This window comes from uncultured Succinatimonas sp., assembly GCF_905203285.1.
In the GTDB taxonomy this organism is placed as follows: domain Bacteria; phylum Pseudomonadota; class Gammaproteobacteria; order Enterobacterales; family Succinivibrionaceae; genus Succinatimonas.
The window spans coordinates 1-18,835 of sequence record NZ_CAJKVK010000035.1; the positions used below are offsets into that span (position 1 = coordinate 1).

At 39.8% G+C, this 18,835-nt stretch carries 18 protein-coding genes; 13 read left to right on the forward strand and 5 right to left on the reverse strand.

What is annotated here, in order from left to right; all coding sequences use genetic code 11:
- Positions 1–299 precede the first annotated feature (299 nt).
- From QZ019_RS05090 to htpG, 5 genes are all read left to right on the forward strand, one after another.
- Entirely contained in the window at positions 300–1,184 is an 885-nt protein-coding gene (locus tag QZ019_RS05090; protein ID WP_295482861.1) for an HAD family hydrolase, read from the forward strand.
- A 96-nt stretch (positions 1,185–1,280) separates the two neighbouring features.
- Positions 1,281–1,874 carry a GNAT family N-acetyltransferase gene (locus QZ019_RS05095; RefSeq protein WP_294565089.1) on the forward strand — a complete coding sequence of 198 codons (594 nt, stop codon included), beginning with the start codon at positions 1,281–1,283 and terminating at the stop codon, positions 1,872–1,874.
- A gap of 51 nt (positions 1,875–1,925) precedes the next feature.
- On the forward strand, positions 1,926–2,246 hold the full coding sequence (locus QZ019_RS05100) for a YbaB/EbfC family nucleoid-associated protein (RefSeq protein WP_009144223.1): 321 nt from the start codon (positions 1,926–1,928) through the stop codon (positions 2,244–2,246).
- A gap of 17 nt (positions 2,247–2,263) precedes the next feature.
- A complete protein-coding gene (recR, locus tag QZ019_RS05105) occupies positions 2,264–2,863 on the forward strand; it encodes a recombination mediator RecR (RefSeq protein ID WP_294565083.1) in 600 nt (199 codons plus the stop codon).
- A gap of 89 nt (positions 2,864–2,952) precedes the next feature.
- Positions 2,953–4,872: a molecular chaperone HtpG gene (gene htpG, locus QZ019_RS05110; RefSeq protein WP_294565405.1), complete on the forward strand. Its 1,920-nt coding sequence runs from the start codon at positions 2,953–2,955 to the stop codon at positions 4,870–4,872.
- A gap of 85 nt (positions 4,873–4,957) precedes the next feature.
- Here htpG and QZ019_RS05115 read toward each other — a convergent pair whose 3' ends face one another.
- Positions 4,958–5,842 (reverse strand): DMT family transporter, encoded by an 885-nt coding sequence (locus QZ019_RS05115; protein WP_294565080.1) that lies wholly within the window; start codon positions 5,840–5,842, stop codon positions 4,958–4,960.
- Between the two features lie 188 nt (positions 5,843–6,030).
- On the opposite strand from QZ019_RS05115, the gene adk reads away from it, so the two are divergent.
- The 3 genes from adk to QZ019_RS05130 all read left to right on the forward strand — a co-directional run bounded on the left by adk (position 6,031) and on the right by QZ019_RS05130 (position 8,359).
- Positions 6,031–6,678 (forward strand): adenylate kinase, encoded by a 648-nt coding sequence (gene adk, locus QZ019_RS05120; protein ID WP_295482864.1) that lies wholly within the window; start codon positions 6,031–6,033, stop codon positions 6,676–6,678.
- 166 nt (positions 6,679–6,844) lie between these two features.
- On the forward strand, positions 6,845–7,285 hold the full coding sequence (locus QZ019_RS05125; RefSeq protein WP_294565074.1) for a hypothetical protein: 441 nt from the start codon (positions 6,845–6,847) through the stop codon (positions 7,283–7,285).
- Between the two features lie 135 nt (positions 7,286–7,420).
- Positions 7,421–8,359, forward strand: a complete 939-nt coding sequence (locus tag QZ019_RS05130) for an AEC family transporter (protein WP_294565070.1) — start codon at positions 7,421–7,423, stop codon at positions 8,357–8,359.
- Between the two features lie 254 nt (positions 8,360–8,613).
- Here the strand turns inward: QZ019_RS05130 and QZ019_RS05135 are convergent, their stop codons facing one another.
- Together QZ019_RS05135 and mfd are read right to left on the reverse strand one after the other, a co-directional pair.
- Positions 8,614–8,766 (reverse strand): hypothetical protein, encoded by a 153-nt coding sequence (locus tag QZ019_RS05135; protein WP_294565067.1) that lies wholly within the window; start codon positions 8,764–8,766, stop codon positions 8,614–8,616.
- 150 nt (positions 8,767–8,916) lie between these two features.
- Entirely contained in the window at positions 8,917–12,426 is a 3,510-nt protein-coding gene (gene mfd / locus QZ019_RS05140) for a transcription-repair coupling factor (protein ID WP_295482868.1), read from the reverse strand.
- Positions 12,427–12,608: 182 nt separating this feature from the next.
- Here mfd and QZ019_RS05145 point away from each other — a divergent pair, with 182 nt between their 5' ends.
- The 5 genes from QZ019_RS05145 to QZ019_RS05165 all read left to right on the forward strand — a co-directional run bounded on the left by QZ019_RS05145 (position 12,609) and on the right by QZ019_RS05165 (position 17,592).
- Positions 12,609–14,012: a DUF6056 family protein gene (locus QZ019_RS05145; protein ID WP_295482869.1), complete on the forward strand. Its 1,404-nt coding sequence runs from the start codon at positions 12,609–12,611 to the stop codon at positions 14,010–14,012.
- Between the two features lie 15 nt (positions 14,013–14,027).
- On the forward strand, positions 14,028–15,218 hold the full coding sequence (locus QZ019_RS05150) for an iron-containing alcohol dehydrogenase (protein ID WP_295482872.1): 1,191 nt from the start codon (positions 14,028–14,030) through the stop codon (positions 15,216–15,218).
- Positions 15,219–15,327: 109 nt separating this feature from the next.
- Positions 15,328–16,584: an aspartate aminotransferase family protein gene (locus QZ019_RS05155; protein ID WP_294565056.1), complete on the forward strand. Its 1,257-nt coding sequence runs from the start codon at positions 15,328–15,330 to the stop codon at positions 16,582–16,584.
- Between the two features lie 9 nt (positions 16,585–16,593).
- Positions 16,594–16,998, forward strand: a complete 405-nt coding sequence (locus tag QZ019_RS05160) for a (deoxy)nucleoside triphosphate pyrophosphohydrolase (protein ID WP_294565053.1) — start codon at positions 16,594–16,596, stop codon at positions 16,996–16,998.
- A 78-nt stretch (positions 16,999–17,076) separates the two neighbouring features.
- Positions 17,077–17,592 (forward strand): nitroreductase, encoded by a 516-nt coding sequence (locus tag QZ019_RS05165; RefSeq protein WP_294565050.1) that lies wholly within the window; start codon positions 17,077–17,079, stop codon positions 17,590–17,592.
- 52 nt (positions 17,593–17,644) lie between these two features.
- Here QZ019_RS05165 and QZ019_RS05170 read toward each other — a convergent pair whose 3' ends face one another.
- On the reverse strand, positions 17,645–18,184 hold the full coding sequence (locus QZ019_RS05170) for a hypothetical protein (protein ID WP_294565046.1): 540 nt from the start codon (positions 18,182–18,184) through the stop codon (positions 17,645–17,647).
- Positions 18,185–18,283: 99 nt separating this feature from the next.
- A complete protein-coding gene (locus tag QZ019_RS05175) occupies positions 18,284–18,820 on the reverse strand; it encodes a hypothetical protein (protein WP_294565043.1) in 537 nt (178 codons plus the stop codon).
- Between the last annotated feature and the right edge of the window lie 15 nt (positions 18,821–18,835).

The window sequence follows — 18,835 nt, forward strand, 5'->3', positions numbered from 1 at the left end:
AACTTGCAAAAGCTAAAGAACAAATCAGGGAAAAGAGATACGGTTTAAGAATTACCGATAAGGAAGTAATTACGCTTGCAATTGTCATTGTTAATGAAAACGCAAGCGATACGCAAAAGCCGATGCGTGAAGTGGCAGCAGTAGAACAAGTTAATTAATAAATTTTTAGGTTGTAGATCTAAATTTTGTGTAGTAGTTTCAAAAAATGTATTTTTTTGGCACTAATTAAGCGTTTTTGTATATTTCTTTACATTTCCCTATATATAATCAATGAATAGGATTAAAAAGGGTAGTGTGTTATGGAATATGACTTCGTTCGTAAAGTAAAAGAAAAAGATCCGGTTTTAGCAATTTGTTACGATTTTGATAAGACATTGTCTCCTGACGATATGCAGGCTCAGGGCTACATTCAGGCAATGGGCAGTAATGTTGAAGATTTTTGGCAAGTATCAAACGATTTAGCGATGAAAAACGGAATGGACGCAAATCTTGCCTATATGTATTTAATGTTAAATCGCGCTTACGGTAAACAATATATAACCAGAGAAGTTCTTGAGGAATACGGATCGCAGGTAAGATTATTTAACGGTGTTGAATCATGGTTTGACAGAATTAATCAATACGGTAAAGAGCATGGCGTAATCGTTGAACACTATATTATTTCATCCGGCTTAAAAGAAATGATTGAGGGTACGTCTATAGCAAAGCGCGGAGTGTTTTCAGGAGTATACGCAAGTTCGTTTTTATACGATGAAAGCGGAGTCGCGGTATGGCCGGCACAAGCTGTCAATTACACTAATAAAACCCAATTTTTGTTTCGTATAGAAAAAGGAATGCTTGATGTTAACGATCAGGGAATAAATGATTATTTCCCGGTTTCGGAATTTCGCGTTCCGTTTAGAAATATTGTCTATATAGGCGATAGTGCGACGGATATCCCTTGTATGAAGCTTGTTAACGTATATGGTGGACATGCTATAGGAGTTTACAATCCGGCAAACAATAATCGCGCTAAGGTTTATCGCATGCTTAAGGATAATCGCATTAGGTTTTTTGCAGCTGCGGATTATTCAGAGGGCAAAGAACTGGATATCCTTATAAAAAGTATTATTGATAAGACTATTTCTTATGAGAAGCTTGAAAATATCCATCTTGTAAATGAAAAAGAAGCTCTTAATTCTTAAAAACAATTAAAAATTTCATTTGTTTTGTTTTTGGTACTTGAAAGAAAAAAGTCCTTCTTTTAACATTTAAAAAATTTTGTGAGTTCGGAGATCTCAATGGCTACTATCCGTTTAGCTACAGCTGATGACGCTGCAGCTTTGATTGAAATCAGCAAACAGTATATCGACACCCCGATTACTTTGGCTTATGAAGTTCCTTCTTTGGCTGAGAGTATTGCAAAAATCGATGCGATTTCACGTTCTTATCCTTTTTTAGTTGTTGAAGATAACAAAAATGTTGTCGGTTTTGCTTATGCTCATCGTAACCTAGAGCAGCCGGCAATGTCTTGGAATGCAGAGCTTCGCGCTTTCATTGATTTGAATCAGCGCGGACACGGTTACGGTTTTGTCATGATGGAAGTCTTAATTGATATTTTAAGACTTCAAGGCGTATATAACGTTTATTCTTCCGTTACCGAAGGCAATCCGCGCAGTGAATCTTTGCATCGTAAACTCGGTTTTGATAAAACCGGAGTTATGCACAAGACCGGATATAAAAACGGACGTTGGCTTGATGTTCATTTACTTGAGCGCCGCATTCTTGAAGTAGACGGGGAGCCGTCTCCTTTTATTCCGTTACGCCGAATCGATCACGAAAAGGTTCAGGAAATTATCTGTGCCGCCAATCAGCGTTTGGCAGCGCGTGCTTAATTTTGTTTTCTGTTTTTTTTAATGTATCAATTACTCGGAGATTTTTAACACATGTTCAATATGGGAAACATGATGAAGCAGGCTCAGATGCTTCAGGAACGTCTTAAAAAAGCCCAGGAAGAAATTGCCGCTTTGGAAGTAACCGGTGAGGCGGGAGCAGGTCTTGTCAAAGTAACCGTTAACGGTTCTCATCAGGTTCGCCGTGTTGAGATTGATGACTCAGTTTTCAGTGACGACAAAGAAATTTGCGAAGATTTAATTGCCGCAGCTTTTAATGATGCAGCCCGTCGTCTTGAAGATGCGACCAAAGAAAAAATGCAGGCTGTAACCGGCGGCATGCAGCTTCCTCCCGGCATGAAAATGCCTTTTTAGTAGGAAAGGAAGTTTTTATGAGCGCGTCACCGCTTCTTGAAAAATTAATTAAATCTCTGCAGATTATGCCGGGGATCGGTCCGCGCTCAGCTGTGCGCATCGCTTATCATCTTTTGGATAGAAGAAGAGAAGAATCTGTACAGCTTGCCGATACTTTAAAAGAGGCAGTGGAAAAAATCGGATTATGTTCTCAATGCAGAGATTATTCTGAAGAAGAGATTTGTCCTATTTGCGCAAGCTTTAAGCGTAAGCAGTCAGGACAGTTGTGCGTGGTTGAAACCCCTTCTGATTTGCTTGCCGTTGAGTCTTCAGGCAATTATTTCGGGCAGTATTTCGTACTGCACGGGCATTTATCCCCAATAGACGGTGTGGGACCTACTGAGCTTGGCATTGATATTCTGATGCAAAGACTTGCCTCAGGTGAGGTTAAAGAGCTTATTTTGGCTACTAATCCTACAGTTGAAGGTGATGCAACCGCTTCATATATTGCAGCTCTTGCCAAACGCCATAATATTTCCGTAAGCAAGCTTGCAAGCGGAGTTCCTTTAGGCGGTGATCTTGATAATATTGATGAGCAGACTATAGCCGCATCTCTTGCTCATCGACGTCCTTACTGATTTTTTTGCAATATTCTTGAATTTTATATTACTAATCCCCATATAGCACTTTGTGTACGAATTTACTTCGTATTTTTGAGTTGAAGGAGATTAGTTACAAAATGTCTGCACAGGTTCATGGCTTTCAGACCGAAGTTAATAAGCTTTTAAAATTATTAGCCAATTCTTTGTATTCAAATAAAGAAGTTTTTATTCGTGAGCTTATTTCAAACGCATCCGATGCTATTGATAAATTACATTTTTTAGCCTTAACCGACTCTGATTTAACCAAAGACGATCCGGTTTTAAGAATTCGTATTCGTGCTGATAAAGATACAAGTACTTTAACCATTTCCGACAATGGTTTGGGTATGACCATGCAGGAAGCCTGTGATAATTTGGGTACTATCGCCAAATCCGGTACCGAGGCTTTTATTGCCGGAATGTCTGATGATGCCGTTAAAAACTCACAGCTTATAGGACAATTCGGTGTAGGTTTCTACTCTGCATTTATCGTCGCTGATAAGGTCACTGTTTTAACCCGTTCAGCTAAAGTCGGTGCTGATGAAGGCGTCCGTTGGGAGTCAACCGGTGAGGGCACTTATACCAGTGAGACTATAAAACGCGATCAGCGCGGAACCGATGTTATTTTGCATTTAAAGGATGACGCAAAAGATTTTCTTGATACCTGGACTTTGCGTCAGGCAATTACCAAGTATTCCGATCATATTTCAACTCCGGTAGAGCTTTATGAAGAGAAGTTTGAAGCTCCGAAAGAGGGTGAAGAAAACAAGGATGAAAAGAAAGAAAAAGTCTTTGAGTATGTTCAGGTAAATAATGCTCAGGCTTTGTGGACGCGTCCTGCAAAAGAAATTAAGGACGAGGAGTACAAGAGCTTCTATCAGCACTTATGTCAGGATTATCAGGATCCTATGACCTGGTCTCATAACCGTGTTGAAGGTGAGCTTGAATATACTTCGCTCTTGTTCATTCCGCAGGTTGCTCCTTGGGACTTGTTCAATCGTGACAATAAGCACGGCTTGAAGCTTTTTGTACAGCGTGTCTTTATTATGGATGACGCTGAACAATTCCTGCCTAACTATTTGCGCTTTGTTAAAGGTTTGGTTGATACCAATTCTTTACCGCTTAACGTATCGCGCGAGCTCTTGCAGGAAAGCTCTGTTACCCGCAAGCTTAAGAAAGCTTTGACCAAACGTGCTCTTGCCATGATTGAAAAGCTTTCTGCCGATAAAGAGCAGTATGCAAAATTCATCGCACAGTTCGGTAATGTCTTAAAAGAAGGTCCGGTTGAAGATTACTCTAATCGTGATGCCGTCTTAAAGCTTTTACGCTTTGCTTCAACTCATAATGACAGCAGTGTTCAGGATGTAAGCCTTGCCGATTACATATCCCGTATGCCTAAAGAGCAGAGCAAGATTTACTATTTGACTGCTGAAAGTTATCAGGCCGCTTCATCTTCACCTTATCTTGAAACCTTTAAGAAGAAGGGCATTGAAGTATTGCTCATGTGGGATCGCATTGACGAGTGGCTCATGGGCAATGTAACCGAGTTTGACGGTAAAGAGTTTGTTGCTGTTACCGCTTCTGATTTAAAGCTTGGTGATTTGGCTGATAAAGAAGAGGAAAAGCGTACTCAGGAAGCTGAAAAAGAACACAAGGATATTATTGAGAGAATCAAGAAAGTCTTGGGTGATAAGGTTTCTGACGTAAAAGTTTCTTCACGTTTGGTTGATTCACCAAGCTGTGTTGTCGGAGAGCAGGGACATATGCTCACGGCTCAGATGAGACGCTTGCTTGAAGCTACCGGTCAGCAGATCCCTGAGGAAAAGTATATTCTTGAAATCAATCCTACTCATCCGCTGATTGTTAAGGCATCTGAGGAAATTGACGAAAGCCGTTTTGCCAAATGGGCTGAGTTGATTTACGCGCAGGCGCTGCTTGCCGATCAGGGAGCTTTAAAAGATCCTAGTGCATTTGTTAAATGCATGAACGAGCTGCTTATTGGCTAAAACATAATTTAAACAGATAAAAAAATGTATGACCCGGCAGGTGTTACGCTTACCGGGTTTTCTTTTGAAAGATAAAGTATGGTTTTTAGGAAAGCCGATGTTTTTGCGCTTTTAATGAAGATAATGTTTGTAAAGCTACAGATAAAATAATAAGAACAAGTCCTACATAAAAAGAAAAATTAAGTTCTTTCCCTTCTTTAAAGATGATCATGGCAAGGATGATTGAATAAATCGGTTCAAGGTTATAGCTTAAATTTACGGTAAAGGCTGAAATTACTTTTACAACGCTTATTTGCAGCAGATAAAGACCTATCGTGCAGACAGAAGACAATAAAAGAAGATATATGTAATCACTTTGTGTTCCGATTAATCTTTCAAAGGAAAAAATACTGACGTAAATAGGGGTGCAGAAAATAAAAAATATTGAAGCTCCGAACATTTCATATAAAAGCAAAGTCTTTACGTCATAACTGCTTACGAACTTTTTATTTAAAATCGTATAGGTTGATGCAAGAAAAGCACTTATAAATCCGATGATAATGCCAAGGCGATACTGACTGTCAAATTTGAAAATAAACAATATTCCGATAATGCTTATTACGCTGTAGATAATTTCTTTAATTTGTAATTTTCTTTTTAAAAACAAAGGTTCAAGCAGCGAGGTAAAAAATCCCATACTCGAAAGACAGACAACGGCAATTGAAACGTTGGCAAATTTTATCGATCCGTAAAAGAAAATCCAATGAATGCCTAAAAGCACACCTAGAGCAGTAATTTTTACTGCATTGTGCGTAGGGATTTTGATAATACTTTTGGTGAAAGCCAGAAAGCAAAAGAACATCGCTGCGGTAAATATAGAGCGATAGCCTGATAAAACAAAAGAATCAAGCTCAATAAGTTTGCCTAAAATTCCGGTAAAACCGGCAATTAATATGGAAAGATGCAGAAGCAGTAGAGCATTGCCCACCATTTTGCTTATCCTTTTAGTTATGATTTTTGCCTGTCATTTTAGAGCAAAATTTTTAAGAAAAAAACTTAATAAAGCCAAGAGACTTAAGGGTGTAATACGACAACAAAAGGCGGCTTTTAAGTTATAATTGTCCACGTTGGAAACATTTCCTTTTTCTTTTTTAGTCAAAGCATAGTTAAGGAAAAATCATGCGTATTATTTTATTAGGACCTCCTGGTGCAGGAAAGGGCACTCAAGCACAAACCATTACCAAAGAATTTTCTATTCCTCAGATCTCCACCGGAGATATGCTTCGTGCTGCGATTAAAGAAGGAACTGAGCTTGGAAAACAGGCTAAAGCCGTAATGGATGCAGGAAATCTTGTGTCAGATGACATTATTTTAGGCTTGGTAAAAGAGCGTATTGCCAAAGACGACTGCAAGAACGGATTTTTGTTTGACGGTTTCCCGCGTACTATCCCTCAGGCTCAGGCATTGGTTGATGCTGACATTACCATTGATGCGGTTGTTGAGCTGCAGGTTCCTGACGAGAAGATTGTTAAGCGTATGACCGGACGTCGCGTACATTTGGCTTCAGGTCGTACTTACCATATCGTTTATAATCCTCCTAAGGTTGAAGGTAAAGATGACGTAACCGGTGAAGATTTGGTTATCCGTCCTGATGACGAAGAATCAACTGTTCGTTCACGTCTTGAGGTTTACCATAAGCAGACTGAGCCTTTAGTTGATTTTTATAAAGATTTGGCAGCCAAGGGCAAGACTGCATATTTTGCAATTGACGCAGATCGCCCTGTTGAAGTTATTGCCAACGAAATCGTCGCAAAACTTCGCGGCTAATCCTTTTTACAGATCCTGTTTTTCAGGATCTGTTTTTCTCTCCATCCCTTTCTTTAAAGATATTCTATTTGCTTTGCGACGCTTCTCGTGGATATCAATCTTGCATGATGCTACAATGCAAACACGTCTTAATGCTTGTATTTTTAATTAGATCTCATTGATTATCATGAAAAACTTATTTTTGACTTTAGGTCTTACTGCGCTTACATGTTCGGTTTCTTTTGCGGAAGATTATTATGACTATAGTCTGCCGTGCCCGAGTTTTTGGTCGGTGCAGACAAATCCTAGCGTTGAGAATTCTCTAAGCTATATTCATGATAACGGGGATATTGCAGTTACCGTAACGTATGTGGCAGATAGCGCCGGCAATGTGGGGGCTCAGGCTTACTCAAGAGTTGCGGCCGAACAGTTAAAATGCGATATGCCGGTTCGATCTAATTTAATTGAGGATGCGTGGTCTTTTTATTGCTCGGATATCGGGGTTGAAGGCGTAGTTTACGGTCCGTCAGGCGATTTGGTGCTGTTATCCATTTCAGGTCGAAATGATAAAACAGAGCCGGCCCTTGAAGATTTCGTACGCTTTTTAGAAGATCAGGCTAAACGTTAATAAAGCTTTAAGGTTGTAATCAGCGTCGGATATCCTGTTTTTTGCTTGTTTTTAGAGCATTTTCGGGATCTGTAATTACAGACGACAAAAAATATTTAGCAAAAGATTTCAGTTTGTTTTTTGTTTTTTAATTTTATGAGCGATATTTTTTTACAGATGGCGATTTTGTTTATTATTATCGCCGTAGGTTTTTTGTCGCATAAAAGCAAAATTCAGTACACTGATTTTGATAGAGCTTTATCGCGTTTTATCATCAATATTTCTTGTCCCGCCTTAGTTTTATCTTCCGTCATGGGAGAAAATCTTCCGGATCCAGATTTAGTTGTTCCACTCGGTATAGTAGGTGTTGTCTCATATGCCTTGATAATGCTTATATCCATTCCGGGAGCCAGACTTTTTACGCGAAATAAAGCTGATTTGGGCGTGTATTCTTTCATGCTTGTTTTCGGCAATGTAGGTTTTATCGGATATCCTGTCGTTGCCGCATTGTTCGGTCGTGAGGCTATATTTTTTGCGGCAGTGCTGAATTTTGCCAATTCATTATTTATTTTTTCTCTTGGCATGTTTTTTGTAAGCGGCGGGCAGCAGAAACTTCATTTTGACTACAAGTTTTTGATAAATCCGATAATGATCGCTTCATATTTATCCATTCTTATAGTTTATTTTGAAATTAAAGGTTTTCCGGCGCTTATAAGTGAACCGATGAAAATGATCGGCAGTATTACAGTTCCTGGAGCCTTGCTTATTATCGGCTCTTCCATAGCGCAGATCCCGTTAAAAAAGATGTGCGGAAATATCGGTATTTACGCCATGTGTGTAATGCGGCTTTTGTTTCTGCCCTTTGTCGTCTACGGTTTAACTTTGCTGCTTACCGATTCAAAAATAATTATTACGGTAAATACGGTTTTGTTTGCAATGCCGGTGGCAACGCTTGGGACTATGTTTTGCCTTATAAACAGACGTGATGATTCTTTGATAACACAAGGGATTTTTATTTCGACGATAGCTTCAATGCTGACTATTCCATGTGTCTATACGCTTGTAACTTATTTAAATGAGATTGTCGGTATTTGATTTTAAGTCACACTTGTTTTTTTATTAATCTAAAGTCGTGTTTTCTAAAATCGATAGCCGATGTCAAGTGCAGCCCCGAATGATGAAAAGTCTGCATTACAGCATATGCCTCCGGTCTCTAACTCTACAAAGACGCCGTTTGCATGCTACAGACTGAAAGATCCTTTAAGTAGCAACGCATCATTTTCCGGTTTATCGCTTTTAGTGATAAAACTGTGATTTTTGTGCCCAGAAAATAAGCATCAGTAGTTAGATTATTCATCCAATAATTCATGCTGCCATAGTGTAGTCAAAAAAGGCAATTGGGCCGATGCTGAATTTATGTCCTGATTGCTTAAATACAAAATCTTTCCCGGCGCCAAGTAACGCAGTTCCAATAAAAGCATCATAACTGCTGTGCGTATCATGGCGGTAATCTTTAAAAGCGATAGAGCGATCTAAGGATCCGTGCTAAAGTTCTAAACGGGTTTGTGCACTTAAATAAGTTCCTTCATATACAAAAAATCAGTTGCCGCACTTTTTTCTTCTTGTGCGGCAACTTAGCAACGCATTCTGGTTTAGTTTGTGTTATTTGCTGAAAATAAATAACTGTGAGCGTAGAGTGCGTTAATTAACATTTGCATCAATTTAAGCCTTGGCATCTTATCCGTTTCAGGAAGGTTATAACGCAGTGTGTTGGGTCCGCTCATACGATATTCATTATGTTTACAGGTTGTAATTAATGAAATTAAATACTCAGGTTTTACTTTATGATCTTTATTAAACTCGATTAAACCGCCTCTGCCGTCACCGAGAATTTTTACAATTCCGAGATCTCCTGCGGTCTTTTTAAGTTTGGATATGGCAAAAAGGTTTTCGGCGCTCTGCGGTAAAAATCCGTAACGATCGATAAGTTCCACTTTAAGATCTTCAAAATCCTCTGGCGTGGTACATGCGGATAAACGTTTATAAAAAGACAATCTGGTATTGATATCGCCGATATAGTCATCAGGGAGCAAAGCCGGTATATGAAGATTGATGTCGCATTCATTTAATGTCAGTTCGGCAAGTGAAGGTTCACGACCGTTCTTTAATGCTTTTACCGCAGCTTCGAGCATTTCCATGTATAAAGAGAAGCCTACGGATTCAATTTGTCCTGATTGTTCTTCGCCCAAAAGTTCACCGGCGCCGCGAATTTCCAGATCGTGCGTTGCAAGAACGAATCCTGCTCCGAGCTCTTCCATTGAGGCAATGGCATCAAGTCTTCTTTTTGCATCTTTGGTAATTAAAGTTTTGGGCGGTGTAAAAAGATATGCATATGCCTGATGGTGTGATCTGCCGACGCGTCCGCGAATTTGATGCAGCTGGGCAAGGCCTAATAAATCAGCACGATCGATAATAATGGTATTGGCACTTGATACGTCAAGACCGTTTTCAATGATGGTGGAGCATAAAAGCAGATTGAAGCGCTGGTGATAAAAATCGCGCATTACTTTTTGCAGCTCTCTTTCTGCCATCTGTCCATGTCCGATACCGATTTTTGCTTCCGGAACGAGTTTTTGCAGGTATTCAGCCTTTTGATTTATGGTAGCAACATCATTGTGCAGGTAATAAACCTGTCCGCCGCGTCGCAGCTCGCGCATGATTGCTTCTCGGCACAATTGATCGGAGTTTTCTGAAACGAAGGTTTTTACCGCAAGCCGATGTTCAGGAGGCGTGGCAATAATTGACAATTCGCGCATGCCTTCCATTGCCATATTGAGAGTTCTTGGAATAGGGGTTGCGGTAAGTGTCAGCAAATCAACTTCGGCGCGCAGCTCTTTAAGTTTTTCCTTTTGCTTGACGCCAAAGCGATGTTCTTCGTCAACAATAACCAGTCCCAGATTTTTAAATTTAACGGTTTTAGACAACAGCTTATGCGTACCGATAACGATATCAACGCCGCCTGATGCCAATTTCTTTAAAATCTCGTTTTGCTCTTTGGTACTTTTAAATCGGCTTAATTCTTCAACTACGATTGCCGTACCGGCAAAACGTTCTTTGAAGTTCTGATAATGCTGCTCGGCGAGAATTGTTGTGGGAACGAGAACGGCAACCTGCATTCCTGAATTGGCGGCAACAAAAGCTGCTCTAAGGGCAACTTCAGTTTTACCAAAGCCTACGTCTCCGCACACAAGACGATCCATAGGCTTCCCCTGCTGCATGTCATTTAGCGTGGCGTTTATGGCTGCAAGCTGATCGGGGGTTTCTTCATAGCCAAAACCTGAAGCAAACTCCTCAAGTGCTCTTTGATCAATATTAAATGAATGTCCCGGTCGAGATTCACGACGGGCGTACAAATCAAGGAGTTCGGCTGCAACATCTCTTACTTTTTGTGCGGCTTTTTGCTTTTTCTTGCCCCAAGCATCGGTTCCTAATCTTGATAACTGGGGATTTTCAGAACCGCTGTAGCGGGCAACTTTATTTAAAGCGGTGATAGGGATGTTGAGGATATCCCCACCTTGATATTCAATTGTTAAAAATTCTCCTTTTACATCGCCTATGGTAAGCGTTTTAAGTCCGCGGTAGCGACCGATGCCATGATCGATATGTACAACGACTTGTCCTTCGGTAAGCTGGGCAAGATTTTTAATGGCCGCTTCCTGAGAAATACTGGATTTTTTATTGCGTACTCGCTGTTTTACCGCTTGAGAACCGTAAAGCTCGGTTTCGGTGATGACAGCAATTTTAAATTCGTCAAATATTACGCCGCTGTCAAATGGCGCAAGGCTTAACATCAGGCGCTCATCGGCAGTTAAAAAATCATTGATGCTTGATGCTGCTTTAAGCCCGTATTTATCAACAAGTATTTGAGGAAAAATTTCTCTTAACGAATGTCTTCTGCCTTCAGATACGGCAGTAATAATTATGCGTCCGCCTTTATCAATGAAATCAGAAGCAAAAGCTACAAATTTTCCGGAGCTGTTTTTATCCTGATGCGAAAAAGCAATTTGGGGGATATTGCTTAAATTTGCGTTGTTTACTCCGCGTTTTTCTGTTTGCTCAGTGCTAAGTTTATTTTCATAAAGAGAAATGTAAGGATAGTTTTGAATATTGTTAAAAAGCTCTTTAGGACTTAAAAACAATGAATAAGCAGGAAGTGACGGATGATCGGCATTGCCGGCGTTAAGTGCGGCGCGCTTGTGGGTTTCAATGTCAAAATCTTCTGCCGCCTTTTGAATATCCCCTACCAATACCAGTGAATAATCATTATTTATATAGTCAAAGAATGTTGAGCTTTTACCGAAAAACAGCGGCAGATAATATTCAATTCCGGCAGGGATCGCTCCTTTTGAAATAGATTGATAAATAGTGTGGGAATTTAAATTTACGGAAGGAAAAGCGTCGCGGTAATTGCTTCTAAATGCGGAGATCCCTTCTTTATCCAATGGAAATTCATGCGCAGGTAAAAGTTTAATTGCATCAATTTCTTTAAGCGAACGCTGATTTTCAACATCAAAAGTTCTAATGGAATCTACTTCATCATCAAAAAAATCAATACGAAACGGTTCGTCGCTGCCCATGGGGAAAATATCTAAAATTGATCCGCGCACTGCAAATTCGCCGTGTTCTAAAACCTGAGCTACTTGCAGATATCCGTTATTTACAAGAGATTGGCGTAGGGCGTTGATGTCTTTCGTTTCGCCTTTTTTCAAGACAAAAGAGTATTTTGCCACGTAATCGGTAGGGCAAAGTCTTCCCATTAACGCATTTAGCGACAAAATGACAACGCTGTTTTTAATAGACGCAAGCTCAGAAAGCAGCTCAAGCCGCGATGAAATAATATCCTGATGCGGGGACAAAGCGTCATAAGGCAGTGTTTCGTAATCAGGGAAAACAAGTACCTTAAGGCTTGGCGCAAGAGCGTGTAAGTCTTGCTGTATCTTCGTTACAGAAAAAGGATTGTCGCAAATTATAAGTAACGATGATTTGGTCTCGTTTTTAAGCGTACAAATTGCAGCAGCCAGGGCAGGACCCTGCAGATTTCCTAAAACTTTTTTATTGCGTGAAGAGCCGAAGGAACATTGAATAAGGGAAGATACTTGCATGGATTATCGTTATCACAATCAATCTATTAAAACGGATGTTATTTTAGCATTGAGTTGGCGCTAAAAAGCCGAGTTGTTTACTTTTTCGTTAATTTACAACAACAAAAATAACTATAGGCAAAACGCGAGGTTAAAATATAGAGCGTTGCCTCCGGGCTTTTTTGCGGAGATTAAAAACTAAAATGCGAAGCAGTAACGCTTTTTATTCTTATTCATATTTATTGCTGTGGTTTATTTTTATCGGAGTCTGTGCCTTTTTAGCTCCTTATTTTGCCAATGATTACCGCTACATGTTAGTTGAAGGTACTAATGATGTCGTAGCGTCGGTATCTGAAATTTTCATCTCACAGTATCGTCATTATTTTGACTGGGGCGGAAGAACGATTGCACACTTGTTTGCTCAGTTTTTACTTTTCATCGGCAAACCATATAACGCGATTTTTACTGCTTTATGTTATTTGGCTCTTGTGCTTGGCATTTATTATCATGCCTATGGCATTAAGCCGACGCTTAAAAATTTAAAACTGTTTCCTCTGTTTTTTATCACTGCCTTTTTATGGATTTGTATGCGCAATTTCGGAGAGGTGGTGTTTAATATCGTAAGCAGCTGTAATTACTTGGTTACGGTAGTAATTATTATGTATTTTTTACTTCCGTACCGCCTGTCGTTTTGCCGAGACAAAGTTGATTCAGGCACTTTGGCAGTTATCGGAATGTTTGCTTTGGGCATTATTGCCGGATGGTCTAATGAAAACAACAGTGCAGCAGCTTGTGCCGGAACCTTCTTATTTTGTGCGTATAACTATTACCACAAAAAGCTTACTTCATGGCAGCTGTGGGGCTTTATAGGATTGTGCGTAGGATTTTTTATTTTAATTCTGGCCCCAGGCAACGAAGCCCGTCTTGATTCTATGGAAGCCAAGGGATTTGATTATACTTCCCATCTTTTTGTATCACTTGAAATTTTCTTTGTTTCCTTAGCAACGCAGATTTTATTGATTGCAGCTTTTATATTAGCTTTATATAAGATTAGATCTTTATATTTACAGTATGCTTATCCTTATCAGTATTACGCATCTTTGTGGCTTATTCTGATAGCTTTTGTTTCTCTGGCGGTAATGATTGCCTCGCCTAATTTTCCGGCGCGTTCTGCAGCTCCCTTTACCATGTTCGCGATCCCCGGAGTTCTCGGTTTAATGGATATTTTATATGTAAGAGGAGAGGCTCTTTTATCCGTTAGATTACAAAAGGGCATAATAGTTTTAGCTTCGCTTTTTGTTTTTGCAAGCGGTGTAAGTACTGCCGTAGGCTACACACAGGCTTACAGCGATAATAAGATAAGACAATATGAGATAAAGTCACAGCTTGATGCCAAACAAGATGAAATTATCGTATCTCCTTTTAGTCTTAAGGCAAATAAATATATTTATCTTGCCGACGTGCAGCATAATGAAAAGTATTGGACTAATCTCATCTTAAAAAGATACTATAAGGTTGATTCCATAGTCAGAACCTGTGACTTTGAGAAATCGCCTTTTATTAATGATTTGTTATTTTTTGCAAAAATCGGCAAGCCGTGTTCATAGATAAGGGGTAGCATCATGGATAATTTTGATTTTTATCGGCCTACGCAGTATTACTTCGGTCGAAAAGTCGAAGAAAATACCGGAAGTTATGTAAAGGAAGCCGGGAAATCCCGAGTTCTATTGGTATACGGTGGGGGTTCCTGCGTCAGATCTGGACTTCTTGATCGCGTGGAAAAATCATTAAAAGATTCAGGCATTTTTTATGTGTTAATAGGCGGAGTTAAGCCCAATCCCCGCGCCGACTTAGTTTACAAAGCAATTGAACTTGGACGGCAGAACGATGTGGACTTTGTTTTGGCCGTTGGCGGCGGCAGCGTTATCGATACGGCAAAAGCTGCTGCAATCGGAATTGTTAACGACGGTGATTTTTTTGATGATTTTTATGTCGGCGGCAAGCGCGTTACCAAAGCACTTAAGACCGGCGTGGTTCTTACAATTCCTGCTGCAGGCTCTGAAGGATCAAACAGTGCCGTGATTCAAAAAGAAATTAACGGAAAGGTTATTAAACAGGGACTTAGCACAGAGTTTAATGTGCCTTTATTTGCCGTTATGGATCCTGAACTTACCGTAACTCTTCCAAATTATCAAACGGCTTGCGGTGCGGTGGATATGATGGCTCATGTAATGGAGCGTTATTTTACCAATACCAAAGACGTTTCAATTACCGATCGTTTATGTGAAGCGGTTTTGCTTTCAATTATTGAAACCGTTCCTCGAGTGCTTGCCGATCCTACAAATTATGAAGCTCGCGCAAATTTAATGTGGGCAGGAACGTTGGCACATAATAATATTTGCGGCGTCGGACGTGAACAGGATTGGGCAACGCATCATTTGGAGCATCAACTTTCAGCTCTTTATGACGTAGCCCATGGCGCCGGACTTGCAGTAATGTTCCCTGCATGGATGGAATATACATTTACTCATAACGTTATGCGTTTTGCTCAATTTGCCAATCGCGTGTTCGGAGTTTCAATGGATTTTGAAGATCCGTCACGTACCGCAAAGCAGGGCATCAGCGCATTACGTTCTTTCTTTAAATCAATCGGAATGCCTCTGTCTTTTGCGGATATCGGAGCTAAAGCTGAAGATATTCCCAAAATGCTTAACCTCTTAGGTATTGATGAACATACGGAAGGGCATTTTATGGTATTAAATCGTGCCGATTGTGAGCAGATTTATAAGATTGCCGCAACTTATCAATGTTAGGATTTTCTTAAGTAAAATTAAATGTAAGCTGTAGAAAGGCAAGTTCCTTTTTACAGCTTATATGCTTTAAGCGAAGTAAAACTGATAAATATATAATTTATTGTTATATATGAATAAAATTGTTGAAGAATATCTTGATGCGGATAAGGAGCTGATTGCTCCGGTTCAGCATATTGCAGAGCTTCCTTTAGTGGTTAAAATTGCCGAAGGCCCTTATTTAATAAGCGTTGATAACAAGCGTTATCTTGATTTTACCTCAGGTGCCTGCACCATGTGTTTAGGCTACGGTATAAAGGATGATTTTAAGTTCGGTTCATTCCCGTTTCCTTACGCAAGCGGTGTAAATCAAATTGAATACGCAAAAAGACTTGTTAAAAAATTTCCCGGCGGATTTTCTTCTCAGATAGCTTTTAGCGTATGCGGATCTGATACCAATGATGCGGCAATTAAGTTTTCACGAGCGTATACGGGACGCCAAAAGATTGTTACTTTTGAAGGAGATTATCACGGTACGACGTTCGGAGCAGCCTCTTTAACTTCTCTTCCCGGCAGACTTTCAAATAAATTTGCACCGATGGTAGGTGAGATTTATGCGATGCCTTTTTGTGATGAAAATGCTGATGATGAACGAATTGACGGTGTTCTCGAAAAGATAAAAGCGCTTGACTGCGATACGATTGCAGGATTTATCGTGGAGCCGATTCAGGGTGATATGGGGATGCTTCCCATGCATCAAAGGCTTATGCATGAGATCTATTCTTTAAGCAGAAAGCATCACTGCGCTTTTATTGCGGATGAGGTTCAAATGGCCTTTTATCGAACCGGTCCGTTTTTCTCTATTGAAAATTATCCTGATGTTTTTCCCGATGCCGTGACTATGGGCAAGCATATTGGCGGAGGCATTCCGCTTGGAGCGATTCTTGGCAGAAAGGAATTCATGCAGGCATTAGGTCCTTGTGAGCATGCTTTTTCCATGGCGGGAAATTCCGAGGCATGCGCGCGCGGTCTTTATAATTTTAATTTGATTGAATCAAAGGGCTTTCAGAATAATCTGCATAAAAATATAGAGATTCTGCAAGATGAACTTAAAAAGTTAAAGCAGAAATACCCTTCGGTCATAGAAAAGTACACGGGATTAGGGCTTGCGTACGGATTATGGGTTAAAAGCATAAACTCTCATGAGGATGATAATAAGGCATGCCAAAAAATAATTAAGAGAGCTTTTGATTTAGGGCTTTATACGATGCGTATCGGGGCTAATTGGATAAGAATCGAACCGATGTTAAATCTTGATGAAAAGCTTTTAAAGGAAGGCATGGCTATTTTGGATAAAGCAATAGCAGATTATGCAGGACACAAACTTTGAAGGATAAATATGGATAAAAAGATAGTTAGGGTAAGTGCAGCTTTAATTGTAAAAAATAAATCTTTTTTAGCTGCTTTACGTCCTTTAAATAAAAGATTAGGCGGATTTTGGGAGTTGCCAGGAGGAAAGGTTGAACCTTACGAAGATCCTCAGGACACATGTATCCGTGAAATAAAAGAAGAACTTAACTGCAGGATAAAAGTTAACAATAAGATTACGGTTTGTACTTTTGATTATCCTGATTTTAAATTACAGATGGATGTTTTCGAGTGTGAATTAGAAGAAGGTAATTATCCTTCTCTTATTGAGCATACGGCTTTACAATGGGTTAACGCTCTTAATATTTTTGACTTTAAATGGGTTCCTGCAGATAGAGACTTTTTGCCTTTAATTAAGGAAAAATATCTTTTGTGACCTTTGGTACGTTGCAAAAGTCTAAATAAGGCTAAATTAGCAGGAAAGATTTTAGCTAAACAAAGATCGGAGGCTGATATGAAAGAGTCTTTAAATAATCTGTTGACTCGCCGTGCCATACGCAAATATAAACCTGACATGGTTCCTCAAGATGTTTTAGAGCGTATTCTAAAAGCCGGAACTTATGCACCAAGCGGAATGGGTAAGCAGTCAGCTATTATTATTGCAATTACGGATAAGACCGTAAGAGACAAGCTTTCAAAAATTAATGCGGAAGTTGCAGGTAAAGATAAAGATCCTTTTTACGGAGCTCCGGTAGTTATTGCTGTTTTAGCGGACAGTTCTATTCCTACTTATATTGAAGACGGTGCTTTGGTTTTGGGAAATTTATTAAATGCCGCGCACGCTGAGGGCTTCGGCAGCTGCTGGGTTCATCGCGCCAAGCAGGAATTTGAGTCGCCTTTTGGTCAGGAACTTCTTAAATCTTTAGGCATAGAAGGGAAATATGTCGGAATCGGGCACTGTATTTTAGGTTATGCAGATGAGGAGCCTCTTCCTGCTCCGCGTAAAGAAAATTATATTTTCAAGGTATGATTTTATCCTGCAGCAACAGCTGATGCTTTTGCTGCAGAAATTTTAAGTTTTGTTAAAGAGGCTGAACCAACAGCATCATCATTTGTTCATTTCCCTGAAGGCTGGTAAGAATTTCGTTTACCTCTGAAAGTTCCCCTTCATAATAAATGGAATAAAGCGATCTGTCAGGATATGAACGCATCCACATGCCTATAGGTTTTCCATCTACATTCGCCTGAACTTTGCAGGTTCCGAATTCCACTTTTGCCGGCGCGGTTAAATTTTTTTGATCATCAACAAGATTGTTGGCAACAAGTTTGCAGGTTTCTTCAATCGTGCGTGAACTTCTGGTAACCCCGATAGTTACAAGGGCAGATCCGTCTTTTTTATTAACACTTACATGCGCAGGCATTGACGGACCTTCTTTACTGAAAATTTCCCAATTGTCAGGGACGTCAATACTGAAAAAATCGTTTGCGACAGTAGTTACTGAGTGATTGATTTGAGAAAGAGAAGATCCGGGTAGTGAGGAATTGTTTTGTTCTTCATATGAAGAGCCGCAGGCGCATAAACCTGCAGTGAAAAATAAAGGCAAAAGAAATTGTTTCATCATATAGACTCTTGAGATCAAAATTTAAAAACAAAGAAAGTATAGCAAAAACATCAAAACGTTTTTGAATTAGACAAAATAATGATTAAGCGAGTTTTAAAGCTAAAGAGGCTCAGCGATTAAGCTCATGATTTTTTCATTACCCTCAAGATTTAAAAGCAGCTTATTTACCACTTCTTCATCACCAAGGTAATTTATTACGGCGACATCACCGTCATCATAGGCACGCATTCTTATTTTAAAATCAAGTCCGCCGGGACTATGGGCTTTTATCTTGCAGGTTCCGTAGTTTATAGACGGACCGTCGTATATGTCTCCGCGGTTTGCAACGATACCTTTTGCAGCCAATTGGCATAAATCGTCAATAGAAAGCGTGGAACGGGTAATGCGTAAATTAAATGCAGCGTTGGCATTTGTGTTGATTAAAGATATGAAGGCTGGAGCTTGGGGCCCCTGAGCACGAATTACCTGCCAATCTGAAGGAACTTTTAAAGTAAAGTAATCGGTTGTAAATTCTGAAAAAGTTGAAACTTTTTCAGCGGTCGGCTGCGAAGCTGTATCTGATGTAATCTGGGTGGCACATCCGGTTGTGAGCGCAATGGCAGCAAATATATTTAAGATCCATAGTGCGCTTTTCATATAAGGCTCCTTAGT

Coding starts and splice junctions, on each gene's coding strand:
- QZ019_RS05090 (WP_295482861.1), top strand. CDS start 300: ATGGAATATGACTTCGTTCGTAAAGTAAAAGAAAAAGATCCGGTTTTA.
- QZ019_RS05095 (WP_294565089.1), top strand. CDS start 1,281: ATGGCTACTATCCGTTTAGCTACAGCTGATGACGCTGCAGCTTTGATT.
- QZ019_RS05100 (WP_009144223.1), top strand. CDS start 1,926: ATGTTCAATATGGGAAACATGATGAAGCAGGCTCAGATGCTTCAGGAA.
- recR (WP_294565083.1), top strand. CDS start 2,264: ATGAGCGCGTCACCGCTTCTTGAAAAATTAATTAAATCTCTGCAGATT.
- QZ019_RS05115 (WP_294565080.1), bottom strand. CDS start 5,842: ATGGTGGGCAATGCTCTACTGCTTCTGCATCTTTCCATATTAATTGCC.
- adk (WP_295482864.1), top strand. CDS start 6,031: ATGCGTATTATTTTATTAGGACCTCCTGGTGCAGGAAAGGGCACTCAA.
- QZ019_RS05125 (WP_294565074.1), top strand. CDS start 6,845: ATGAAAAACTTATTTTTGACTTTAGGTCTTACTGCGCTTACATGTTCG.
- QZ019_RS05130 (WP_294565070.1), top strand. CDS start 7,421: ATGAGCGATATTTTTTTACAGATGGCGATTTTGTTTATTATTATCGCC.
- QZ019_RS05135 (WP_294565067.1), bottom strand. CDS start 8,766: ATGATACGCACAGCAGTTATGATGCTTTTATTGGAACTGCGTTACTTG.
- mfd (WP_295482868.1), bottom strand. CDS start 12,426: ATGCAAGTATCTTCCCTTATTCAATGTTCCTTCGGCTCTTCACGCAAT.
- QZ019_RS05145 (WP_295482869.1), top strand. CDS start 12,609: ATGCGAAGCAGTAACGCTTTTTATTCTTATTCATATTTATTGCTGTGG.
- QZ019_RS05150 (WP_295482872.1), top strand. CDS start 14,028: ATGGATAATTTTGATTTTTATCGGCCTACGCAGTATTACTTCGGTCGA.
- QZ019_RS05155 (WP_294565056.1), top strand. CDS start 15,328: ATGAATAAAATTGTTGAAGAATATCTTGATGCGGATAAGGAGCTGATT.
- QZ019_RS05160 (WP_294565053.1), top strand. CDS start 16,594: ATGGATAAAAAGATAGTTAGGGTAAGTGCAGCTTTAATTGTAAAAAAT.
- QZ019_RS05165 (WP_294565050.1), top strand. CDS start 17,077: ATGAAAGAGTCTTTAAATAATCTGTTGACTCGCCGTGCCATACGCAAA.
- QZ019_RS05170 (WP_294565046.1), bottom strand. CDS start 18,184: ATGATGAAACAATTTCTTTTGCCTTTATTTTTCACTGCAGGTTTATGC.
- QZ019_RS05175 (WP_294565043.1), bottom strand. CDS start 18,820: ATGAAAAGCGCACTATGGATCTTAAATATATTTGCTGCCATTGCGCTC.